Annotated in this window: 19 protein-coding genes and 1 other annotated feature; of the genes, 14 read left to right on the top strand and 5 right to left on the bottom strand. The window is 42.5% G+C overall.

All coding sequences use genetic code 11. The annotated features are described in order from the left end of the window. Positions 1-6 precede the first annotated feature (6 nt). The 10 genes from ACQKL6_RS08025 to ACQKL6_RS07980 all read left to right on the top strand — a co-directional run bounded on the left by ACQKL6_RS08025 (position 7) and on the right by ACQKL6_RS07980 (position 8,565). A complete protein-coding gene (locus ACQKL6_RS08025) occupies positions 7-1,425 on the top strand; it encodes a replication initiation and membrane attachment family protein (protein ID WP_402874424.1) in 1,419 nt (472 codons plus the stop codon). Then, on the top strand, positions 1,412-2,350 hold the full coding sequence (dnaI, locus tag ACQKL6_RS08020) for a primosomal protein DnaI (RefSeq protein WP_402874427.1): 939 nt from the start codon (positions 1,412-1,414) through the stop codon (positions 2,348-2,350). Before ACQKL6_RS08025 ends, dnaI begins: the two co-directional genes overlap by 14 nt. 123 nt (positions 2,351-2,473) lie before the next feature. Further along, positions 2,474-3,310, top strand: a complete 837-nt coding sequence (ytxC, locus tag ACQKL6_RS08015; protein WP_402874430.1) for a sporulation protein YtxC — start codon at positions 2,474-2,476, stop codon at positions 3,308-3,310. Positions 3,311-3,749: 439 nt separating this feature from the next. Next, entirely contained in the window at positions 3,750-5,681 is a 1,932-nt protein-coding gene (gene thrS, locus ACQKL6_RS08010) for a threonine--tRNA ligase (RefSeq protein WP_402874433.1), read from the top strand. Positions 5,682-5,762: 81 nt separating this feature from the next. Then, on the top strand, positions 5,763-5,939 hold the full coding sequence (locus tag ACQKL6_RS08005; protein WP_402874436.1) for a hypothetical protein: 177 nt from the start codon (positions 5,763-5,765) through the stop codon (positions 5,937-5,939). 284 nt (positions 5,940-6,223) lie between these two features. Next, positions 6,224-6,360 (top strand) — a sequence feature (ribosomal protein L20 leader region). A 98-nt stretch (positions 6,361-6,458) separates the two neighbouring features. Further along, the gene (gene infC / locus ACQKL6_RS08000; protein ID WP_402874439.1) at positions 6,459-6,959 is read left to right on the top strand and encodes a translation initiation factor IF-3; all 501 of its coding nucleotides are present in this window, start codon (positions 6,459-6,461) and stop codon (positions 6,957-6,959) included. Between the two features lie 34 nt (positions 6,960-6,993). Continuing rightward, complete coding sequence (rpmI, locus tag ACQKL6_RS07995) at positions 6,994-7,194, top strand: 50S ribosomal protein L35 (protein ID WP_034309070.1); 201 nt, start codon at positions 6,994-6,996, stop codon at positions 7,192-7,194. A gap of 35 nt (positions 7,195-7,229) precedes the next feature. After that, positions 7,230-7,589: a 50S ribosomal protein L20 gene (rplT, locus tag ACQKL6_RS07990; protein WP_402874442.1), complete on the top strand. Its 360-nt coding sequence runs from the start codon at positions 7,230-7,232 to the stop codon at positions 7,587-7,589. Between the two features lie 67 nt (positions 7,590-7,656). Then, positions 7,657-7,929 carry a DUF1294 domain-containing protein gene (locus tag ACQKL6_RS07985; protein ID WP_427650940.1) on the top strand — a complete coding sequence of 91 codons (273 nt, stop codon included), beginning with the start codon at positions 7,657-7,659 and terminating at the stop codon, positions 7,927-7,929. 63 nt (positions 7,930-7,992) lie between these two features. Then, complete coding sequence (locus tag ACQKL6_RS07980) at positions 7,993-8,565, top strand: TVP38/TMEM64 family protein (RefSeq protein WP_402874448.1); 573 nt, start codon at positions 7,993-7,995, stop codon at positions 8,563-8,565. A 37-nt stretch (positions 8,566-8,602) separates the two neighbouring features. On the opposite strand, the gene ACQKL6_RS07975 is transcribed toward ACQKL6_RS07980, so the two are convergent. Continuing rightward, positions 8,603-8,983, bottom strand: coding sequence for a sigma-w pathway protein ysdB (locus ACQKL6_RS07975; protein ID WP_402874451.1), 381 nt, complete (start codon positions 8,981-8,983; stop codon positions 8,603-8,605). A 106-nt stretch (positions 8,984-9,089) separates the two neighbouring features. On the opposite strand from ACQKL6_RS07975, the gene ACQKL6_RS07970 reads away from it, so the two are divergent. Together ACQKL6_RS07970 and ACQKL6_RS07965 are read left to right on the top strand one after the other, a co-directional pair. Next, positions 9,090-9,578 (top strand): dUTP diphosphatase, encoded by a 489-nt coding sequence (locus ACQKL6_RS07970; RefSeq protein ID WP_402957700.1) that lies wholly within the window; start codon positions 9,090-9,092, stop codon positions 9,576-9,578. Between the two features lie 63 nt (positions 9,579-9,641). Then, positions 9,642-10,727 (top strand): M42 family metallopeptidase, encoded by a 1,086-nt coding sequence (locus ACQKL6_RS07965; protein ID WP_402874454.1) that lies wholly within the window; start codon positions 9,642-9,644, stop codon positions 10,725-10,727. Between the two features lie 54 nt (positions 10,728-10,781). Here the strand turns inward: ACQKL6_RS07965 and ACQKL6_RS07960 are convergent, their stop codons facing one another. The 4 genes from ACQKL6_RS07960 to ACQKL6_RS07945 form a co-directional block, all read right to left on the bottom strand. After that, the gene (locus tag ACQKL6_RS07960) at positions 10,782-11,483 is read right to left on the bottom strand and encodes a LutC/YkgG family protein (protein ID WP_402874456.1); all 702 of its coding nucleotides are present in this window, start codon (positions 11,481-11,483) and stop codon (positions 10,782-10,784) included. Further along, positions 11,480-12,910, bottom strand: a complete 1,431-nt coding sequence (locus ACQKL6_RS07955) for a LutB/LldF family L-lactate oxidation iron-sulfur protein (protein ID WP_402874459.1) — start codon at positions 12,908-12,910, stop codon at positions 11,480-11,482. Before ACQKL6_RS07955 ends, ACQKL6_RS07960 begins: the two co-directional genes overlap by 4 nt. Positions 12,911-12,931: 21 nt before the next feature. Then, complete coding sequence (locus ACQKL6_RS07950; RefSeq protein ID WP_402874462.1) at positions 12,932-13,648, bottom strand: (Fe-S)-binding protein; 717 nt, start codon at positions 13,646-13,648, stop codon at positions 12,932-12,934. 167 nt (positions 13,649-13,815) lie between these two features. Continuing rightward, complete coding sequence (locus ACQKL6_RS07945; RefSeq protein WP_402957697.1) at positions 13,816-14,547, bottom strand: FadR/GntR family transcriptional regulator; 732 nt, start codon at positions 14,545-14,547, stop codon at positions 13,816-13,818. A 261-nt stretch (positions 14,548-14,808) separates the two neighbouring features. Between ACQKL6_RS07945 and ACQKL6_RS07940 the strand changes: the two genes are divergently transcribed. Further along, positions 14,809-16,500: an L-lactate permease gene (locus ACQKL6_RS07940; protein WP_402986569.1), complete on the top strand. Its 1,692-nt coding sequence runs from the start codon at positions 14,809-14,811 to the stop codon at positions 16,498-16,500. 374 nt (positions 16,501-16,874) lie between these two features. Beyond that, the gene (locus ACQKL6_RS07935) at positions 16,875-17,963 is read left to right on the top strand and encodes a YsnF/AvaK domain-containing protein (RefSeq protein ID WP_402986567.1); all 1,089 of its coding nucleotides are present in this window, start codon (positions 16,875-16,877) and stop codon (positions 17,961-17,963) included. Positions 17,964-18,111 lie beyond the last annotated feature (148 nt).

Genomic DNA, 18,111 nt, shown 5'->3' with positions numbered 1-18,111 from the left:
ATGAAGATGTCAATGCATTGGCAGGAACTGCTCCCCGCGGATTCGTACATGGTGTCCTCTGCGGGGCTACTTCATGATTATGATCGGAAAATACTGACACGGCTGTACCAACCTCTTATTGGACCGATCTGTATTAGCCTATACATGACGTTATGGAGCGAATTGGAGGAGAACCGGCTTTGGTCGGAGGCTTCCTCCCATTATCAATTGATGAATACCATGGGCCTGAAATTAGGCGATATATATGAAGCACGTCTTTTACTTGAAGGAATCGGATTGCTGAATGTGTACAAGAAATCGAAAGGGGATACGAAGGAATTCATCTATGAATTGAATCCGCCCCTATCCCCGCAGCAGTTTTTCACGGATGGCATGCTGAATATCTATTTATATAAAAAAATAGGAAAAGTCCAATTCAACCGGCTGAAGAGATTCTTTTGTGTGGACACGATTGCAACGGACCAGTTTGAATATGTGACGAAATCCTTTGCAGAGGTTTTTTCATCAGATCATCTAGATTCCCTCTATGTTACGGATGAAGCCAAAAACGAATGGAACCCATTGCCTAAACAGCAATTTATCGATCAATCTGACGGTGTCGAGCCTTCGGGGTTCGATGGCCTGTTTGATTTTGATCTTTTGTTCGCTGGGATGAAGAGCTCGATTGTACCCAAGAAGGCCTTTACGCCTAAAATTAGAAATACCATCGCCAAACTAGCTTTTTTATATGGCATCAATCCGCTTGAAATGCAAAAACTAGTAATGGATGCCGTAACGCTGGACGATGAGATCGATGAAGAGCTGCTTCGGAAAGCGGCAAGGGACTGGTACCAAATTGAACGCCAGGCCGACATGCCTTCCTTGATCAATCGTGTACAGCCTATACGGGAACGGACGCAAAAGGATGAACCGAAAACACAGGAGCAAGAGCTTATTCGCCATTTGGAGACTACTTCCCCGCGTGATCGGCTCATGCAATTATCCGGAGGAGCGGAACCGACCAGTGGTGATTTAAAAGTGGTGGAAGGTGTAATGATCAATCAGAAGCTGAATCCTGGAGTCGTGAATGTTTTAATCGAATACGTTATGCTTAAGACAGACATGAAATTCACAAAGGGATATGTGGAAAAACTGGCAGGTCATTGGGCACGATTGAAAGTTTCCACAGTCATAGAAGCGATGGAACTGGCTAAAAATGAACACCGGAAATACCAAGAGTGGGCACAAGGAAGCAAGAACGTTGCCAAAGGCGGCCGGAAAAAATCGATCAGAGAAGAAGTGGTTCCGGACTGGCTTGAACAGGACGAGGAGAAACAGCCTGAACAGAAAGCGGAACAGCCTGAACTGAGTGAACAAAAACGTGAGCTTCAAGAGAAGTGGAAGCAGTGGAAAGCTGGAGGTGAAATAAACGATGGAAAAGATTAATAGATCGCTTAATAAACTGGCCAATACGGGTGATTTCCAGAAACGGTATGAACAGTTGAAGCAGGAAATCTTTGAAAATGAACAGGTACGTCTTTTTCTGAATGCCAATAGCTCAACGGTCACAGAGGAAATGATCGATAAGAATTTAGGTAAGCTTTACGAATTCATTTCTCAGAGCAACAAGTGTGATAGATGTCCAAGCCTGGATGGGTGCATCAATATGATGCATGGGTATTATCCAAAGCTCGTTGTTCAAGGGAAGGCCCTTAATTTGAATTATGAAATCTGTCCGAGGAAATTGGCAGAGGATGAGAAGCGGAAACGGGAGAGGCTCATTCGCAGTCTATACGTTCCCAAGGATATATTGAAGGCAACGATTGAAGACTTTTCACAAACGGACGATGAAAATAAACGGTTAGGCGTCCTAGGAAAAGCGATATCGTTCATCATGGAATATGAGCCTGGCAAACGTCAAAAGGGATTGTATATATACGGAAAGTTTGGCGTTGGTAAGACGTATTTATTGGGTGCGATCGCCAATGAACTTGCGCAAAGGCAAATCTCTTCGATGATCGTCTATGTTCCTGATTATTTACGGGAACTGAAAGGTTCAATCGGTGATAATACCGTCAACGAGAAAATAGAGATGGTCAAAACGGCGCCTGTCCTGATGCTTGATGATATTGGGGCAGAATCGATGACAAGCTGGGGACGGGATGAAGTCATAGGGCCCATCCTGCAATTTAGAATGCTTGAAAATTTACCGACGTTTTTCACTTCCAATTTTGATATGAAGGGTCTGGAGAATCACTTGACTTATTCCCAACGCGGTGAGAAAGAAGAAGTGAAAGCGGCAAGGGTATTGGAGAGGATTCAATATTTAGCGGAACCTGTAAAGCTTGATGGTATCAATCGCAGAAGGTAAAGGAAGGTGGTCTCTACAAAGAGGCTGCTTTTTTTTGCCCTTTCACACCATCTTACTTCTAAATAAGCCCCTATTCCCATATACATGAAAAAAGTAAAGCAAGGGGGAAGGGGGGATGTCGTAGTGCAAATTACGTTCCAAAATGATTCGGAAGCTTTAAAACTGCTGAATTTCGTTTCTGTCCATCCTTTGGGGACAGAAGTTCAACCATATATTGAATTTTCCCCACAACAAGGTCTCGTTATCGATATGTCCAAACTAAAAACCGATAAATGGCTGACACTGCTCAGTGAAACATTTCATTCCTTTTTACTTGAAGAAAAAACGCTTCCTGTTCTTAAACAAATCATCATCGGCAAATTTTTCTATCGAGAACAAGAAGAAATCGATGCCATCATCGAGATAGCTTCTTCCATCATTGAAGCGGAAAACACCGAATGTGGAGGCAGTTTATTCAGTAGGGAAAAGCAATTGATCGAAGAAGGCCTTCAGAGTATATTGGCGGGAAAGGTGTCTTTTTCATTCGATTCGTTCACTACCTTTCGGTTAAGGTCTTTTCAGCATGCGTTGGAAAAGTATGCAGTTCGGGCCATCGATGAATATAAGCTCGAGCAGGATTACCAAAATTTCATTGCGATGCTCAGGGATTGCCTGCATGAACAGGAATCGAAGGTACCAAGGCTTCACCTTGTCAATCATGACGGGTTTCAATTCTATGATCATGAGCTCGGCAGGATGGATCGCCGAAAACTGACAAGCATGATTGACAGGAAGTTGCTGGCCGATATTTCATTCTTTCTTGATACGGTCCTTTGGGCACCACTCTTATCCATCGCACCGGCTAGCTTATATATTTATACGGATAATAAGGAGGAAGGCCTGATTCAAACGATGACACGAATCTTCGAGGAAAGGGCGACCGTCCTGCCGCTTTCAGCCTTTAAGCAGGCCACTGAATGATTATCTTGGGGATTTTGGGTAAAACCTAATTTTAACCTTGATTTTCAATGCATAACGAATTATAATTTCCTACATACTATTAAAAACAAAAAGTTATGATGAGGACACGGGTATTCTAGTCGCCAATTTACAGAGAGGGAAGCCAGCAGGCTGTAAGCTTCCTATTAGCATAGAACACTTACCACCTTTAAACTTCGGTTCGGAAAGCAATTTTTTTGCGACTATGAGCTGACGGGAAGCTGCCGTTATCTAGTTACAAGTGTCACTTTGCCGTGAAAAGCAGAGTGGAACGAGGGTGGAACCGCGGGTTAATTTAATTACTAAGCTCGTCCCTGTTTTTATACAGGGGCGGGCTTTTTTGTGTTTTAATCCGCGCAATTGCTTGGTATCCCCCTGAAACTTGAAACGGATGGTAACTAAAAGAAGGAGTGAAGCTACAATGTCAGAACAACTGAAAATATCTTTTCCTGATGGAGCGGTGAAGGAGTTTGCTAAAGGCACAACAACTGAAGACATCGCAGCATCCATCAGCCCAGGACTAAGAAAAAAATCCATTGCAGGTAAATTCAATGGTGAACTATATGATTTGAAACGTCCAATCGAAGAAGACGGTACCATTGAAATCGTTACACAAGATGCTGCGGAAGCACTTGAAGTTCTTCGCCACAGTACCGCCCATTTAATGGCACAAGCCATCAAACGTCTCTATAAAAACGCTAAATTCGGTGTCGGCCCAGTCATCGAGGGCGGTTTTTATTACGATATCGATCTTGAGGAATCATTGACTCCTGATGACCTTTCAGCGATTGAAAAAGAAATGAAGAAGATCGTCAATGAAAACCTGGAAATCTCACGTATTGAAGTAACCCGTGATGAAGCCATTTCCCGTTTTAAAGAGATTGGCGACGAATATAAATTGGAATTGATCGATGCGATTCCAGCTGAACAGCAAGTAACGATTTATGAACAAGGTGAGTTTTTTGACCTTTGCCGGGGAATTCATGTACCTTCCACTGGAAAAATCAAAGAATTCAAGCTGTTAAGCATTGCAGGGGCCTATTGGAGAGGCGATAGCAAGAACAAAATGTTGCAACGTATTTATGGTACGGCTTTCTTCAAAAAAGAAGACCTGGCTGACCACCTACGTTTCTTAGAGGAAGCAAAAGAGCGTGATCACCGTAAAATCGGTAAAGAATTGGATCTGTTCATGACTTCACAAAAAGTCGGCCAAGGGCTGCCTATGTGGCTGCCAAAAGGTGCAACAATCCGCCGTACGATTGAGCGTTATATTGTGGACAAGGAAGAACGCCTGGGATATGACCACGTATACACACCTGTTATGGGTAGTGTCGACCTTTACAAAACATCTGGACACTGGGACCACTATCAAGACGGAATGTTCCCAGCGATGGACATGGATAATGAACAGCTTGTTCTTCGTCCGATGAACTGCCCACATCATATGATGGTGTATAAAAACAGCATCCATAGCTACCGGGAACTTCCGATCAGGATTGCTGAACTTGGCATGATGCACCGCTATGAAATGTCAGGCGCATTGTCAGGATTGCAGCGCGTACGTGGAATGACATTGAATGATGCTCATATTTTCGTCCGTCCGGATCAAATCAAAGATGAATTAAAACGTGTCGTGAACCTGATTTTAGAAGTCTATAAGGATTTCGATATCAAGGATTATTCATTCCGTTTATCTTACCGCGATCCAAACAATACTGAGAAATACTTCGACGATGATGCAATGTGGGAAAAAGCGCAAAGCATGTTAAAAGGCGCGATGGACGAGCTTGGCCTTGATTACTTCGAAGCGGAAGACGAAGCGGCATTTTACGGTCCGAAACTGGACGTCCAAGTGCGGACGGCTTTAGGAAAAGACGAAACATTATCGACTGTTCAGCTTGATTTCTTGCTTCCTGAACGTTTTGACTTAAACTATGTCGGTGAAGATGGTAAACATCACCGTCCGGTCGTTATCCACCGTGGCGTAGTTTCTACCATGGAACGCTTTGTCGCTTACTTGATCGAAGAATACAAAGGGGCTTTCCCAACTTGGTTATCCCCAATCCAAGCACAAGTGATTCCAGTCTCACCTGAAGTGCATCTTGAATATGCAAAAGAAATCCAAGATAAACTGAAGGCAGCAGGCATCCGTGTTAATTTGGACACTCGTGATGAGAAAATCGGGTACAAAATCCGTGAAGCACAAATGCAAAAAATCCCTTACATGCTTGTCGTTGGTGATAATGAAGTAAACGAAGGCAGTGTAAACGTCCGTAAATACGGCGAACAAAAATCCGAAACGGTATCTTTCGAAGACTTCGTTTCAGCCATTAAAGCAGAAGTGAGTCGTTAACAAAAAAAGGGAGGCACATATTGTTGTGTCTCCCTTTTAATTAAGGCATGATAAAGACAACGAAGAATAAGGAGTGACATCATGAAAAAGAAATTTTCCTATTTATTTGCACCGGCTTTTTTGTTAGTCATCGTTTTATTGATGTTGGATGATTACCGACAATATGCCATTTTCCCAGTCCTGCTGTTTTGGATCGCTCTATTTTCGTGGGATTCGATTGAGAAAAAGAAAAAGGCAAAAGAAAATCCTAACAGGTGATGATCATGCAGGAAATGGAGTGACAGGCTATGGTAGGCCTGAGCATCGGTGAATCAAAAGATGGGTTTATGAATTCGAGGATGTAGTGAAGCACTCCCATTTTGACGTGGTCGTATGATGGTGAATGTTATTTATTCAAAATACTTTAGGAAAATGTATTGTCAAATCTCCTAATGTTTGATAAGATTAATTCTGTTGTGAAAAACGAACGAATTAAAACGAATTAAGTATTTGACAAGTCATCAGTGTTTATGATATATTTCTAAAGTGAATTGAATACGGTTTGAGGAAAGAAGAGGCACCCGCTTCTCACCTGGTTGACGCAAGCAATGCAGTTAACAGGTCATGATTTGATTATTTGGATCTTTCTAAATTAGTCTATCAGTGTGGGTGCTGCATGCATCCACACTTTTTTTATTTTATTATATCCTGTAAGCGAGTTGTGAGCGTGACCTAATTGATTCAAACGTTCGTATTCGCCAATATCTTTGGAGGTGGCTAACTATTAGTAAAGACGCGATGGTAAACGAGGGCATCCGAGCCCGTGAAGTTCGTCTTATTGACCAAAACGGAGAACAACTTGGAATTAAAACGAAATTCGAGGCAATGGAAATAGCCGCTCGTGTAAATCTTGATCTAGTTTTAGTTGCTGCAAATGCAAAGCCTCCGGTAGCCCGGATTATGGACTACGGAAAACACCGCTTCGAGCAGCAAAAGAAAGACAAGGAAGCTCGTAAGAATCAAAAGGTCATCAGTCTGAAAGAGGTTCGCTTGAGCCCGACGATTGAAGAACATGATTTCAATACGAAACTTCGCAACGGAATCAAATTCCTTGAAAAAGGCGATAAAGTAAAAGCTTCTATCCGATTCAAAGGTCGTGCTATCACGCATAAGGAAATCGGTCAACGCGTATTGGTTCGTTTTGCAGATGCATGTAAAGAAGTGGCTACAATCGAGCAACATCCAAAAATGGATGGACGCAGCATGTTCATTATTTTAGCACCAAAAGCCGAAAAGTAATTATTAAGTATTTTGTAATGAGGAGGAATACCTTATGCCTAAAATGAAAACTCACCGCGGTTCAGCTAAACGTTTCAAAAAAACTGGATCCGGTAAACTTAAGCGTTCTAACGCTTACACAAGCCATTTATTTGCTAACAAATCTACTAAGCAAAAGCGTAAGCTTCGCAAAGCTAGCCTTGTAAGCAAAGGTGACTTCAAACGTATTCGTCATATGTTAGATAACATTAAATAAGTTCGATTTATCGAGTTAAATAGGAGGGAAATAACATGCCACGTGTAAAAGGCGGTACTGTTACTCGCAAACGTCGTAAAAAGGTTATAAAATTAGCTAAAGGTTACTATGGCTCGAAACATATTCTTTTCAAAGTAGCTAACCAACAAGTAATGAAGTCAGGAAACTATGCTTTCCGTGACCGTCGTCAGAAAAAACGTGATTTCCGCAAACTTTGGATCACTCGTATCAACGCAGCTGCTCGCATCAACGGACTATCTTATAGCCGTTTAATGCATGGCTTAAAGCTAGCTGGTATCGAAGTGAACCGTAAGATGCTTGCTGATCTTGCTGTAGCTGACGAACAAGCTTTTGCTCAATTAGCAACTGCTGCTAAACAACAATTAGACAAATAAGTCTGACTGATATAAGCCGCTCTCTTTTTTAAGAGGGCGGCTTTTTATATGCAAGGAGGGAAAGAAGATGGAAGCGATATGGTTCGTTCTTGCCTATTTCATCATGGTCAACATCATCGGGTTTGTGTTGATGGGCATCGATAAAAAGAAGGCACGGAAGAGGGAATACCGGATCAGTGAAAAGACACTCTGGACCTGGGCCATCATTGGCGGGGGAACGGGAGCATTCATGGGGATGCGTCATTTCCGCCATAAAACGAAGCATTTCACTTTTAAATGGGGGCTACCTGGTTTAATGGTTATCCAGATTGTGCTATTACTCACCAACATCATTCGTTAGTCATATGTTACTGAAATTGCGTATATGCTTGTAGAAGCAGCAAGAATTAGCTGGAGGGAGAACATGGATGAAAAACTGACACTTTTAATGGGTTACGTTCAATCCGGCAGTGTGTTTGCACCATTAATTTTCATCACTTTCCATTTGTTACGACAGTTTTTATTCATACCTGTGATAGTCGTTTGCATTTCAGGGGGCATTTTATTTGGGGCAGCTTTTGGAACCATCTACTCCATCATCGGTCTGACCCTTGCTAATATGATTTTTTATTTCGTCATTGAAAAGTTTCCTAAAATGCAGGAAAAACTGTTTCGTCTTAAAAATAAGCTATTCGGAAATCGGAAACTTAACAGCCGTCAAATTGCGGTATTGCGGCTCATTCCGTTCATCCATTACTATTTATTATCCCTCTGTCTTTTGGAATCGAATAAAGGATTAAAGAACTACTTTTATTTATCCTTCATGACAAATATCCCCGTTGCCTTCGTCTATACGGTTTTCGGTCATTATATTGCGGATTTCAGCCCGACACTCATCATCATCATTTTATTATCGCTTACCTTATTGCTGTACTTATTGAGGGAAAAGCAGACGGTCGTGCCATGGAAAGAATTTTTTCAATCGCATGAAAAATAAAAGCCTTGAGTGGAAGTCACTCAAGGTCATTGCCATTTTAGTCGGTCAAAAACTCCTTAACCGGACTTTTCCAGTCAATCATGGCATCTGGATATTGTTTTTTTATGGCTCTTTCAATCTTTAAGAAATCATCACGCTTTAAGCCTTTCAAAGCGGAAGTTTTCTTCGGCCAGATGAAAATGGAGATCACCTCAAAGGAACGTTCGGTCGTACCTAAATATTTTTCCCCTTCAAACATCACCCCGTTGTAGGTCAATAAAAAATTCTTGCGGATATTCGATGTATCATCGAGCAAAAAGAACTTTTTCTGTTCGTGTGCAAGTTCCAATTTTCGTTTCGGATTAAATAAATATTTGATTGTCGTGTATATGAAAAAGATGATAAGAGCCAAAAGCAAGATCCGTAGTATTAATACCATCATGTTTCCTCCTAAACAGAGTGATTCCTTTCTTTTACGTATAGGTTTTTAATAAGTTTCATTTATTTGATATAATTTAAGCATGACTGATGAAAGTAGTGATGAAATGAATATCGAAAAATTGATGGACATGCAGGCTGCCTTGGATAAACATATTGAGAAGAAACATGCATTACATAATGAGGATCTTGTTGAGAGAAAGATTCTGGCTCTATTAGTAGAGCTTGGCGAGCTGGCGAACGAAACAAGATGTTTTAAGTTTTGGAGTCTTAAAGGCCCTTCGGATAAGGATACGGTTTTAGCTGAATATGTCGATGGCATACATTTTATTCTGTCACTTGGCATTGAAAAAGGGTTTATGCCCAAAGTGGAATCAGCTTCCCATCTGAAAGGGGAGGATGTAACTGCGCAATTTATAAAGATTTATGGATCCATCAATGAGTTTCGTGTACAGCAGGAGGAGCCTGCCTTTCAAGCGGTATTTACCGAGTACTTACGCTTAGGGGAGATGCTTGGCTTTTCTGCGGTGGATGTAGAGGCCGCGTATGTCAGTAAGAATGAAGTGAATTATGAACGGCAGAAGAATGGCTATTAATTGTGGGTTATACCCATATTTTGTATAATGAAAGTTGAAGTGTATGAATGAGGAGGAACGGGAATGGTTCAATTAGATGGAACGCTTAAGATGTTGAAAGACTTAACGGATGCAAAAGGGATTGCCGGGAATGAAAGTGAAGTAAGAAAGGTCATGACTGAATACATAACTCCATATGCGGATGAAATTTCCACGGATGGATTGGGTAGTTTGATTGCTAAGAAAACAGGTGAGGAAAATGGGCCGAAGATTGTCGTGACGGGCCATTTGGATGAGGTCGGTTTCATGATTACACGAATCGACGATAAAGGATTTTTACGTTTCCAGCCGGTAGGGGGATGGTGGTCACAGGTCATGCTTGCACAGCGTGTGACGATCGTGACGAGCAAAGGCGATGTGACAGGCATCATCGGGTCAAAACCGCCGCATATCTTAACGGCGGAAGCGAGGAAGAAGCCGGTTGAGATAAAGGATATGTTCATTGATATCGGAGCGACCAGTAAGGAAGAAGCACAGGGGTGGGGAATCAAGCCAGGAGACATGGTGGTGCCTTATTTCGAATTCACGGTCATGAATAATGATAAGATGCTTCTTGCCAAAGCTTGGGACAACCGAATTGGTTGCGCCATCGCGATCGATGTTCTGAAACAATTGAAAGATAGTGAACATCCGAATGTAGTGTATGGAATTGGAGCAGTCCAAGAAGAAGTGGGCCTGCGTGGATCTAAAACATCGACATTCAAGATCCAGCCGGATATCGGTTTTGCCGTTGATGTAGGGATTGCAGGGGATACACCTGGTGTAAGTGATAAAGAAGCGATGAGTAAAATGGGGAATGGCCCGCAAATTGTCATTTATGATGCATCGATGGTGGCCCATAAAGGATTACGGGATTTCGTTACGAATACAGCTGATGAAATGAACATTCCTTATCAATATGAATCGATTCCAGGCGGTGGAACGGATGCCGGTTCCATTCACCTAACCGCAAATGGTGTACCCGCATTAGCCATTACGATTGCGACGCGCTATATTCATTCCCATGCTGCGATGTTACACCGTGACGATTATGAGAATGCCGTCAAACTCATAGTTGAAGTGATCAAACGCCTCGACCGGGAAACGGTGGACCGGATTATCTATGAATAATCAATGAGATGAAAATGGAGAGCTTCCTACTAAAAGGAGCTCTCCATTTTTTCTTTATTTATCCTCAACGATGATATAGACTGCTTTGATTGGGCCATGAACGCCTACGACCAAATCCATTTCGATGTCAGCGGAATTGCTTGGCCCTGTAATGAAGTTAATACAGGATGGAACAAGCTCACCTTGCTGAACCTTGGACCGGAGTGCCATAGCGGCCTGGGTCATCCTCGGAACGATGCTGCTCTTTGGAATGATGGAAACATGGCAAGCGGGCAAGAAGCTAATCGAGCGGCCATGGTCCTTATCACTATACAGAACGACTGTAGCAGATTCGGCCAGCGTGATTTCACTGAACGTTATGCCGATGTTGGCACGTTCCGCCATTTCAATATTCTTTCTCCCGATTTGATGATCCCAAACATGGACGCCTGTATCATTCAATACATCCATTAATTGATAGTCTGTGAATCTTTGGTCTTTCGGGATGATGACAGGCCCATGTCCAAGTTCTTCCATGACCTGTTGCAAAACATGTGCAGTCTGACTTGAATCCGTAAGATGGACCTGAGTATGAATCCGGGTGCACTGTTCTCGTAATTCCTCGACGAGCTCTTCTTGTGTTGCATGTTTCAAGACTTCCATCTGTGGGGCATGTTTCCATACGGGGCGGGATATGCCTTCCGTAATGGGGGACCTCCCCAAGTTCTTGGCTATCTTCGCTAAAAATGTATCCTCGTTTTGAATGGTTCCGGTCATGATGATTGCCCTCCTTTGTCACGGTTCTTGAACCAATCTCGGAAGCTTTCCTTATTAGGGGCAGGAAATTCACGGCTTTCCGTCCAAGACTTAAGTGGTCCTGGTCCTTTTGAAATAATATCCCCAGTCTTGAAAGGAGACATGGCGGAAGGAGCCATTTTGGATCCGAATTTATAAAGCATCGGGGAGGCAGCGCCAATTCCGAATGCCTTCATCGCCATTTTTTCAGAAAAAGGAGCCATTTTTTCTTTTTCGACAATGACTTCACGATGTTTCCTCAATAGATCATGAAGCGGGATCTTTACTGGACAGGCATCTGTACAGGCTGCACAAAGCGTCGATGCATAAGGCAATTCCTTATAATCTTCATATCCACCAAGAAGAGGGGAAAGTACCGCCCCGATTGGGCCTGGATAAATCGAACCGTAGGAATGACCGCCAACCTGACGATAGACCGGACAAACATTAATACATGCGGCACAGCGAATGCATTGGAGTACCGATTGGAATTCAGTCCCTAAAATCTTGGAACGTCCATTATCCACGATGACAAGGTGAAATTCTTCGGGGCCATCAATATCCCCTTCATCTCTTGGTCCGGTAAGGGCGGTAATGTAACTGGTCAATCTCTGGCCGACCGCACTCCTCGTCAATAAACTGACAAGGATTTCAAATTCATCGAACGTCGGTACGAGACGTTCCATCCCCATCACCGTAATCTGGGTTTTTGGAAGGGCCGTCACTAAATCTGCGTTGCCTTCGTTCGTTACCAAACCGATGGAGCCCGTTTCAGCAACCGCAAAGTTACAGCCAGTAATTCCAATATCGGCACTCAGGAACTCTTTCCGCAGGATTCCCCGGACATGGTCCGTCAGCTCTTCAGGCTTTTCAGTTTTCGTATAGGCGAGCTTTTCTTTGAAAACGTCTCTAATTTGTTCTTTGTTCTTATGAAGCGCTGGTGCCACGATATGTGAAGGCGGATCATTGTTATCAAGCTGCAGGATATATTCGCCTAGGTCCGTTTCGATGACATCGACTCCCGCTGATTCTAGTGTTGCGTTCAGGTTAATTTCTTCCGTGACCATGGATTTCGACTTCACGACTTTTTTTGCGTTCTTTTTTTCGATGACGTCCTTAACATACCCACTAGCTTCTTCCGCCGTTTCCGCAAAAAAGACATGACCGCCCCTTTTGGATACATTTTCGGCAAGCTGATGTAAATAAAAATCAAGGTTACTTAGTACATGTTGGCGGATTTCTTCCCCAAGGGAGCGCCATTCCTCCCAGTTTCCCAATTCATCAACGGCCGTTAGGCGGCGTCCATGTAAACGTTCTTGGGCACTCGAAACGGCCAATCGCATAAAGTCATTCTGTATTCCTTCGTCCACCCGGTCTTTAAACTTGGCAGAACTCGTTTTCATAGACATCGTTTTGCCTCCTCGGTTTCTTTAAATGCTATTTAATACTTCCGCAATATGTAAAACCTTGATGGGTTGCCCTTTACGTTGGATACGGCCCCCGATATTCATTAAGCAACCAGCGTCTCCGCCGATAAGAAAGTCGGCTCCGGTATCTTCCACATTACAAGCCTTTTCCTCTACCATTTGTCCGGAAATGTCTCCCATCTTGACTGAAAAGGTCCCCCCAAAGCCACAACAGTTTTGGGCGTCCGGAAGCGGTGTCATTTCCAGTCCCTTAACATGGCTCAATAAAATGGCAGGAGCTTCTTTCACTTTGAGCAATCGAGTCATATGGCAGGATGTATGATAGGTCGCTTTACCTTCAAGCTTAGCACCGACATCCGTCACCTTTAGTACATCCACGATGAATTGAGTCAGTTCATATGTTTTTTCTGCCAATGCAACAGCTTTCTTTTCCCAAACCGGATCTCCTTTAAAAAGAACCGGGTACTCTTTGAACATAGCTGCACAGGAACCAGAAGGGGTGACAATATATTGTGCATCCTCAAATGTATGGATCATCTTTTTCATTGCTTCTTTTGAATCCTTTGTATAGCCGCTATTATAAGCCGGTTGTCCACAGCAAATCTGTGATTCCGGAAAGTCAATTTCACAACCAAGCCTTTCGAGCAGTTCCACCGTCGCTTTTCCGACATTGGATTGAAATAAATCCACTAAACATGTGGCGAATAAAGTCACTTTCATAATTTTTCCTCCTTTTCCAAATGAGTTAACAGGTCATCTGATGACTAAAACAGAAAAAGGAAATGGTTGAATAACTTGCCATTTTCCCTAGAAACATGGAATCTTTTTCAGAATAATATATCAAATTCTGTATAATTTGTATAGTTCATTTTTAGTAACCGTGCGTATTATTGATTTTTCTCACTGGTTTGGAGGATGAATTTATCAAAAGATTCCTCGACATTTTGCAAATGGAAAAGCATGGCATGGCGGGCGCCGGCTTCGTCCTTGTCGACGATTGCTTGGTAAATTTGGGTATGTTGCTGATAAAGCCGTTTAAGGGACATTTCTTCAGAATAGAGAGCAAGACGTCGAATGTCACGCATCTTTTCGGTCATCATCACTGACACCTGGCTCATCAATGTAATGAGCAACTCATTTTTAGAAGCGTTCGCAATGGTCACGTGAAAGCCTATATCAGCTCTATCACTCAATGCTTCATCGTCGGCTACCTTTAGCATTTCCGCAAGCTTCGTCTCCATTTCGGCAATGTCCTCAGCGGTCCGCTTTTTCGCGGCTAACTCGGCAGTTCCAGATTCAAGTATTTTTCGGACTTCCAGTAAATCTTTAATATTTTCTTTATCCATCAACAGAGCTGTAGTCAATGGGTAGTTCATGATGCTAGGGTCGAAAGTTTTCACGAATGTTCCTTCGCCCTGCTTAATTTCAATGAGCCCCATCGAGCTAAGGGCACTTAATGCTTCACGAATTGCCGGGCGGCCGACCTGGAAATTTTCCGCAAGCTGTTGAATGGAATCTAATTTATCGCCCGGTTTCAAAGTACCGGAACGAATCATTTCATACAGTTCATCACTGACTTCTTCATAAATTTTCTTTGGTTTGATTTTTTTGTAGGTCAAGTAGGAACACCCCGATTTTCTTTGCTTTTTCTAGTTATCTTTATTATATAACACATTGTTGGTTTCTCATCTGTCGATAAGGAAATATGATCAAAAAATAAAAAAACCTTGATTTTCCATTTCTAATCATTTACCTTAAATAAATAATCATCAAGTCATCTGATGACTTCCAGCAATATGAAGAAATATAAATGTGAAAGGGTTTTCATTGAATATAAATATCTGAAAGTTTGAAAAATATAGTGAATGGAGTCGAAACGAATGACATGGACACAGAACTTTACACCGATTCTTGATAATCTGGTACTATCATCTCTAGTAGCGCTTATACCCATTTTGTACTTTTTCTGGGCTCTTACCATCAAACGGATGAAAGGATACCTAGCGGGTTTGACAACCTTGCTTGTTGCTTTTGTAACTGCCGTTTTCGCGTATGGGATGCCGGCAGGAAAAGTCGTGATGTCAGCTTCTCAAGGGGCCGTTTACGGACTGTTGCCTATCGGATGGATCATCATCACATCCGTATTCTTGTACAAGATGACTGTGAAAAGTGGGCAATTTGACATTATCCGATCTTCTGTCCTGTCCTTGACGGAAGATCGCCGCCTTCAAGCTTTATTGGTGGCATTCTCATTCGGGGCCTTTTTAGAAGGGGCGGCTGGATTTGGTGCACCAGTGGCCATTTCTGCAGCTCTTCTGGTGGGACTTGGATTTAATCCGCTATATGCAGCGGGAATCTGTTTAATCGCCAATACGGCACCTGTTGCATTCGGTGCGGTAGGGATTCCGATTATTGCGATGGAAGGACCTACTGGTATTGCGGCTATGGAAATATCCAAAATGGTCGGTCGCCAGTTACCTTTCTTGTCGGCTTTCATCCCACTATATCTCATCATGATCATGTCTGGATGGAAACGGACGATTGAAGTGTTGCCGGCTGTCATCGTTTCCGGTCTATCTTTTGCTATTACCCAATATGTAAGTTCGAATTTCCTTGGACCTGAATTACCGGATATTCTTTCTGCATTAGTATCATTGTTTGCCTTAGCCATCTTCCTGAAATTCTGGAAGCCAAAAACGATTTTTCGATTCAAGTCGGAAGAAACGGCAGCAGCTGTTGAAGAATTCGCTTCCGAACAAGAACCAGAGAAAAAGTATACGAAATGGCAGATATTCCATGCGTGGTCCCCATTCCTTCTGTTGACGGGTTTCATTTCCATTTGGGGATTGAATCCAATAAAGCCGGCATTATCCGGTCATTATGAGGGAACGAATGCCATTTTAAAAGGAATTAATGAAATTGGTAAACTATTAACTTTCCAAATTGAAGTGCCTGGTTTGCATAATGAAATTATTGGTAGCAATGGCCTGCCCATTGCAGCTTTTTATAAAATCGAACTGCTCGGTACAGCAGGAACGGCCATTTTACTGGCGGCCATTGTGACAAAGTTCATCGTACATATGTCTTCAAAAGTATTCTTGGATACATTTGTGGAAGCCATGAAAGAATTAGCCAAGCCAATCTTGATGATCTCCTCTGTCGTTGCTTTCGCTTATGTGACGAATTCTTCGGGGATGTCGACGACCTTGGGAATGACACTTGCAAAGACCGGAGACTTCTTCCCGTTTTTCGCACCGGTCCTTGGCTGGTTAGGTGTGTTCATTACAGGTTCGGATACATCTGCCAATCTATTATTTGGCGGCCTGCAAAAAGTTACCGCTTTAAAGATTGGAATGGAGCCGGTATTGGCGCTCGCGGCGAATTCCTCCGGGGGTGTAACCGGAAAGATGATTTCCCCTCAGTCGATTGCCATCGCTTGTGCGGCTGTCGGACTGGCTGGTAGGGAGTCCGAATTATTGAGATTCACCCTCAAGCATAGTTTGTTCTTATTGCTTCTTGTATGTATTATCACGTTCTTGCAAAATGGCATCCTTTCTTGGATGATTCCATAATGAGAGTAAAACCCCCTCCTGCTTTAAGGATAATCTTAAACAGGAGGGGGTTTTTTTGTTTCTAAAATTCCAGTTGGGGAGATTTGGAGACACTTCTTTAGTAGGTAGGACGCCTATATATAGAAGAAAGCGAATCTATTGAGTTTATGAAAACTAGTAAAATGGGGTATTGATTCTAAACATTACATTTATATAATGCTTGCATCCCTAGTCCAGATGGGGTCTGGAGGGAAAAGGCATTCGTTTTTGAGAACGTAATGTAATGTTATAACACAAATGTAATATGGCTTATTCGTTTAGTTCGCATACTAACGGGTACATTCTAAATATACCAACTACCAAATACATCGATAAAATACGAGGAGGAATTTAATATGAATAAGACAGTTTATGGAGTATATGAATCTAATGCAGAAGTGATCCAAGCAATCAATGCACTTAAAGCGAAAGGCTATGAAGGGGAAGATATAACGGTTGTAGCAGACAAAGAAGAAACACTGGACTTTACGAATCAACAAAGGGAAACGGATGTCCATACCATTACGAATGCATCACATGATGATAGCTTTATGGACAAGGTGGCACGCTTCTTCATGCCAGATGAGCATGCGAACCTTTCAACGAAACTAGCGGATGCAGGGCTTTCTAATAGTGAAGCAGCTGAATATGTGTATGATGTAGAACGAGGAAAAGTGTTGGTTTTAGTTGAAGAAGGCAAAGGTCATCTAACTGCACCAAGAGATTCATTCAAGGCTGGAACAGAAGGAAGCACCCGTCCGGTTGGAAAGACGTTGGATAGCAACTCGGAAAACCCGCGTTTCAACGGAACCAACGGAACTGTACAGAATGGTTTAGTGAACGATAAGGATACTTCTGTCATGAATGGCCGTGGTCGTGGAACGACAGAAGATGAAAAAACGATTCGACTACGTGAAGAACAGTTGAATATTGATAAAGAAAGAGTTCAGGCAGGCGAAGTCGTCATCGATAAAGAAGTGAAGGAACAGCAAAAAACCATTAATGTTCCGGTTGAGCACGAAGAAGTAACGATTGAACGTCGGCCTGTTACAGGTAGAGAAAGCGGACTGGAAGCAGGAAGCATTAAAGATGGGGAAACTGTAAGAATTCCAGTTGTTGAGGAAAAATTGGAAGTGACCAAAAAACCGGTGGTCACTGATGAAATTGTCATCAAGAAACAAGTGGTACAAGACACTGAACAAGTTCAGGATACTCTTAAAAAAGAAGATATCCAGCTTGATAGTAGTGATTCATCCATCGTACGTGAAAAAAATCTAGGTGAAACGACCAAGAGAGATGCTTTAAATAAAACGGATTCAGTGAAGAATCGCGATTCTCTCAATACCGGAAGAGTCAATACTGGGGTCAATACCGGAGTAGGGCATGACCCATTAGAAGAAAAGAGAAATGTGAAAACCCTTGAAGAACAACAAAAACTTCGTTAAGGGATTAATAGAGAATGATCTGCCGTTTACGAGACGGCAGGTCTTTTTTTTAGGTTCATGACGAGTGGAATTAAATCCTTATCGACTGGCTAGAGCCTGATTTTTGTTTAATTTTGGATGGTAAGGGTATAACAAGATTAAATAGTAA

This window comes from Peribacillus sp. NPDC097197 (assembly GCF_050278025.1).
In the GTDB taxonomy this organism is placed as follows: domain Bacteria; phylum Bacillota; class Bacilli; order Bacillales; family DSM-1321; genus Peribacillus.
This window is presented reverse-complemented; position numbering and strand designations above follow the sequence as displayed.

What these genes read in the sequence shown, in the direction of transcription:
- ACQKL6_RS08005 (WP_402874436.1), top strand. Translation starts at nt 5,763, where the DNA reads ATGAAAAAGAAATTTTCCTATTTATTTGCACCGGCTTTTTTGTTAGTC.
- ACQKL6_RS07980 (WP_402874448.1), top strand. Translation starts at nt 7,993, where the DNA reads ATGGATGAAAAACTGACACTTTTAATGGGTTACGTTCAATCCGGCAGT.
- ACQKL6_RS07955 (WP_402874459.1), bottom strand. Translation starts at nt 12,910, where the DNA reads ATGTCTATGAAAACGAGTTCTGCCAAGTTTAAAGACCGGGTGGACGAA.
- ACQKL6_RS07965 (WP_402874454.1), top strand. Translation starts at nt 9,642, where the DNA reads ATGGTTCAATTAGATGGAACGCTTAAGATGTTGAAAGACTTAACGGAT.
- ACQKL6_RS07975 (WP_402874451.1), bottom strand. Translation starts at nt 8,983, where the DNA reads ATGGTATTAATACTACGGATCTTGCTTTTGGCTCTTATCATCTTTTTC.
- thrS (WP_402874433.1), top strand. Translation starts at nt 3,750, where the DNA reads ATGTCAGAACAACTGAAAATATCTTTTCCTGATGGAGCGGTGAAGGAG.
- ACQKL6_RS07985 (WP_427650940.1), top strand. Translation starts at nt 7,657, where the DNA reads ATGGAAGCGATATGGTTCGTTCTTGCCTATTTCATCATGGTCAACATC.
- ACQKL6_RS07970 (WP_402957700.1), top strand. Translation starts at nt 9,090, where the DNA reads ATGAATATCGAAAAATTGATGGACATGCAGGCTGCCTTGGATAAACAT.
- ACQKL6_RS07960 (WP_402874456.1), bottom strand. Translation starts at nt 11,483, where the DNA reads ATGACCGGAACCATTCAAAACGAGGATACATTTTTAGCGAAGATAGCC.
- dnaI (WP_402874427.1), top strand. Translation starts at nt 1,412, where the DNA reads ATGGAAAAGATTAATAGATCGCTTAATAAACTGGCCAATACGGGTGAT.
- ACQKL6_RS07940 (WP_402986569.1), top strand. Translation starts at nt 14,809, where the DNA reads ATGACATGGACACAGAACTTTACACCGATTCTTGATAATCTGGTACTA.
- infC (WP_402874439.1), top strand. Translation starts at nt 6,459, where the DNA reads ATGGTAAACGAGGGCATCCGAGCCCGTGAAGTTCGTCTTATTGACCAA.
- rplT (WP_402874442.1), top strand. Translation starts at nt 7,230, where the DNA reads ATGCCACGTGTAAAAGGCGGTACTGTTACTCGCAAACGTCGTAAAAAG.
- ACQKL6_RS08025 (WP_402874424.1), top strand. Translation starts at nt 7, where the DNA reads ATGTCAATGCATTGGCAGGAACTGCTCCCCGCGGATTCGTACATGGTG.
- ACQKL6_RS07935 (WP_402986567.1), top strand. Translation starts at nt 16,875, where the DNA reads ATGAATAAGACAGTTTATGGAGTATATGAATCTAATGCAGAAGTGATC.
- ACQKL6_RS07950 (WP_402874462.1), bottom strand. Translation starts at nt 13,648, where the DNA reads ATGAAAGTGACTTTATTCGCCACATGTTTAGTGGATTTATTTCAATCC.
- rpmI (WP_034309070.1), top strand. Translation starts at nt 6,994, where the DNA reads ATGCCTAAAATGAAAACTCACCGCGGTTCAGCTAAACGTTTCAAAAAA.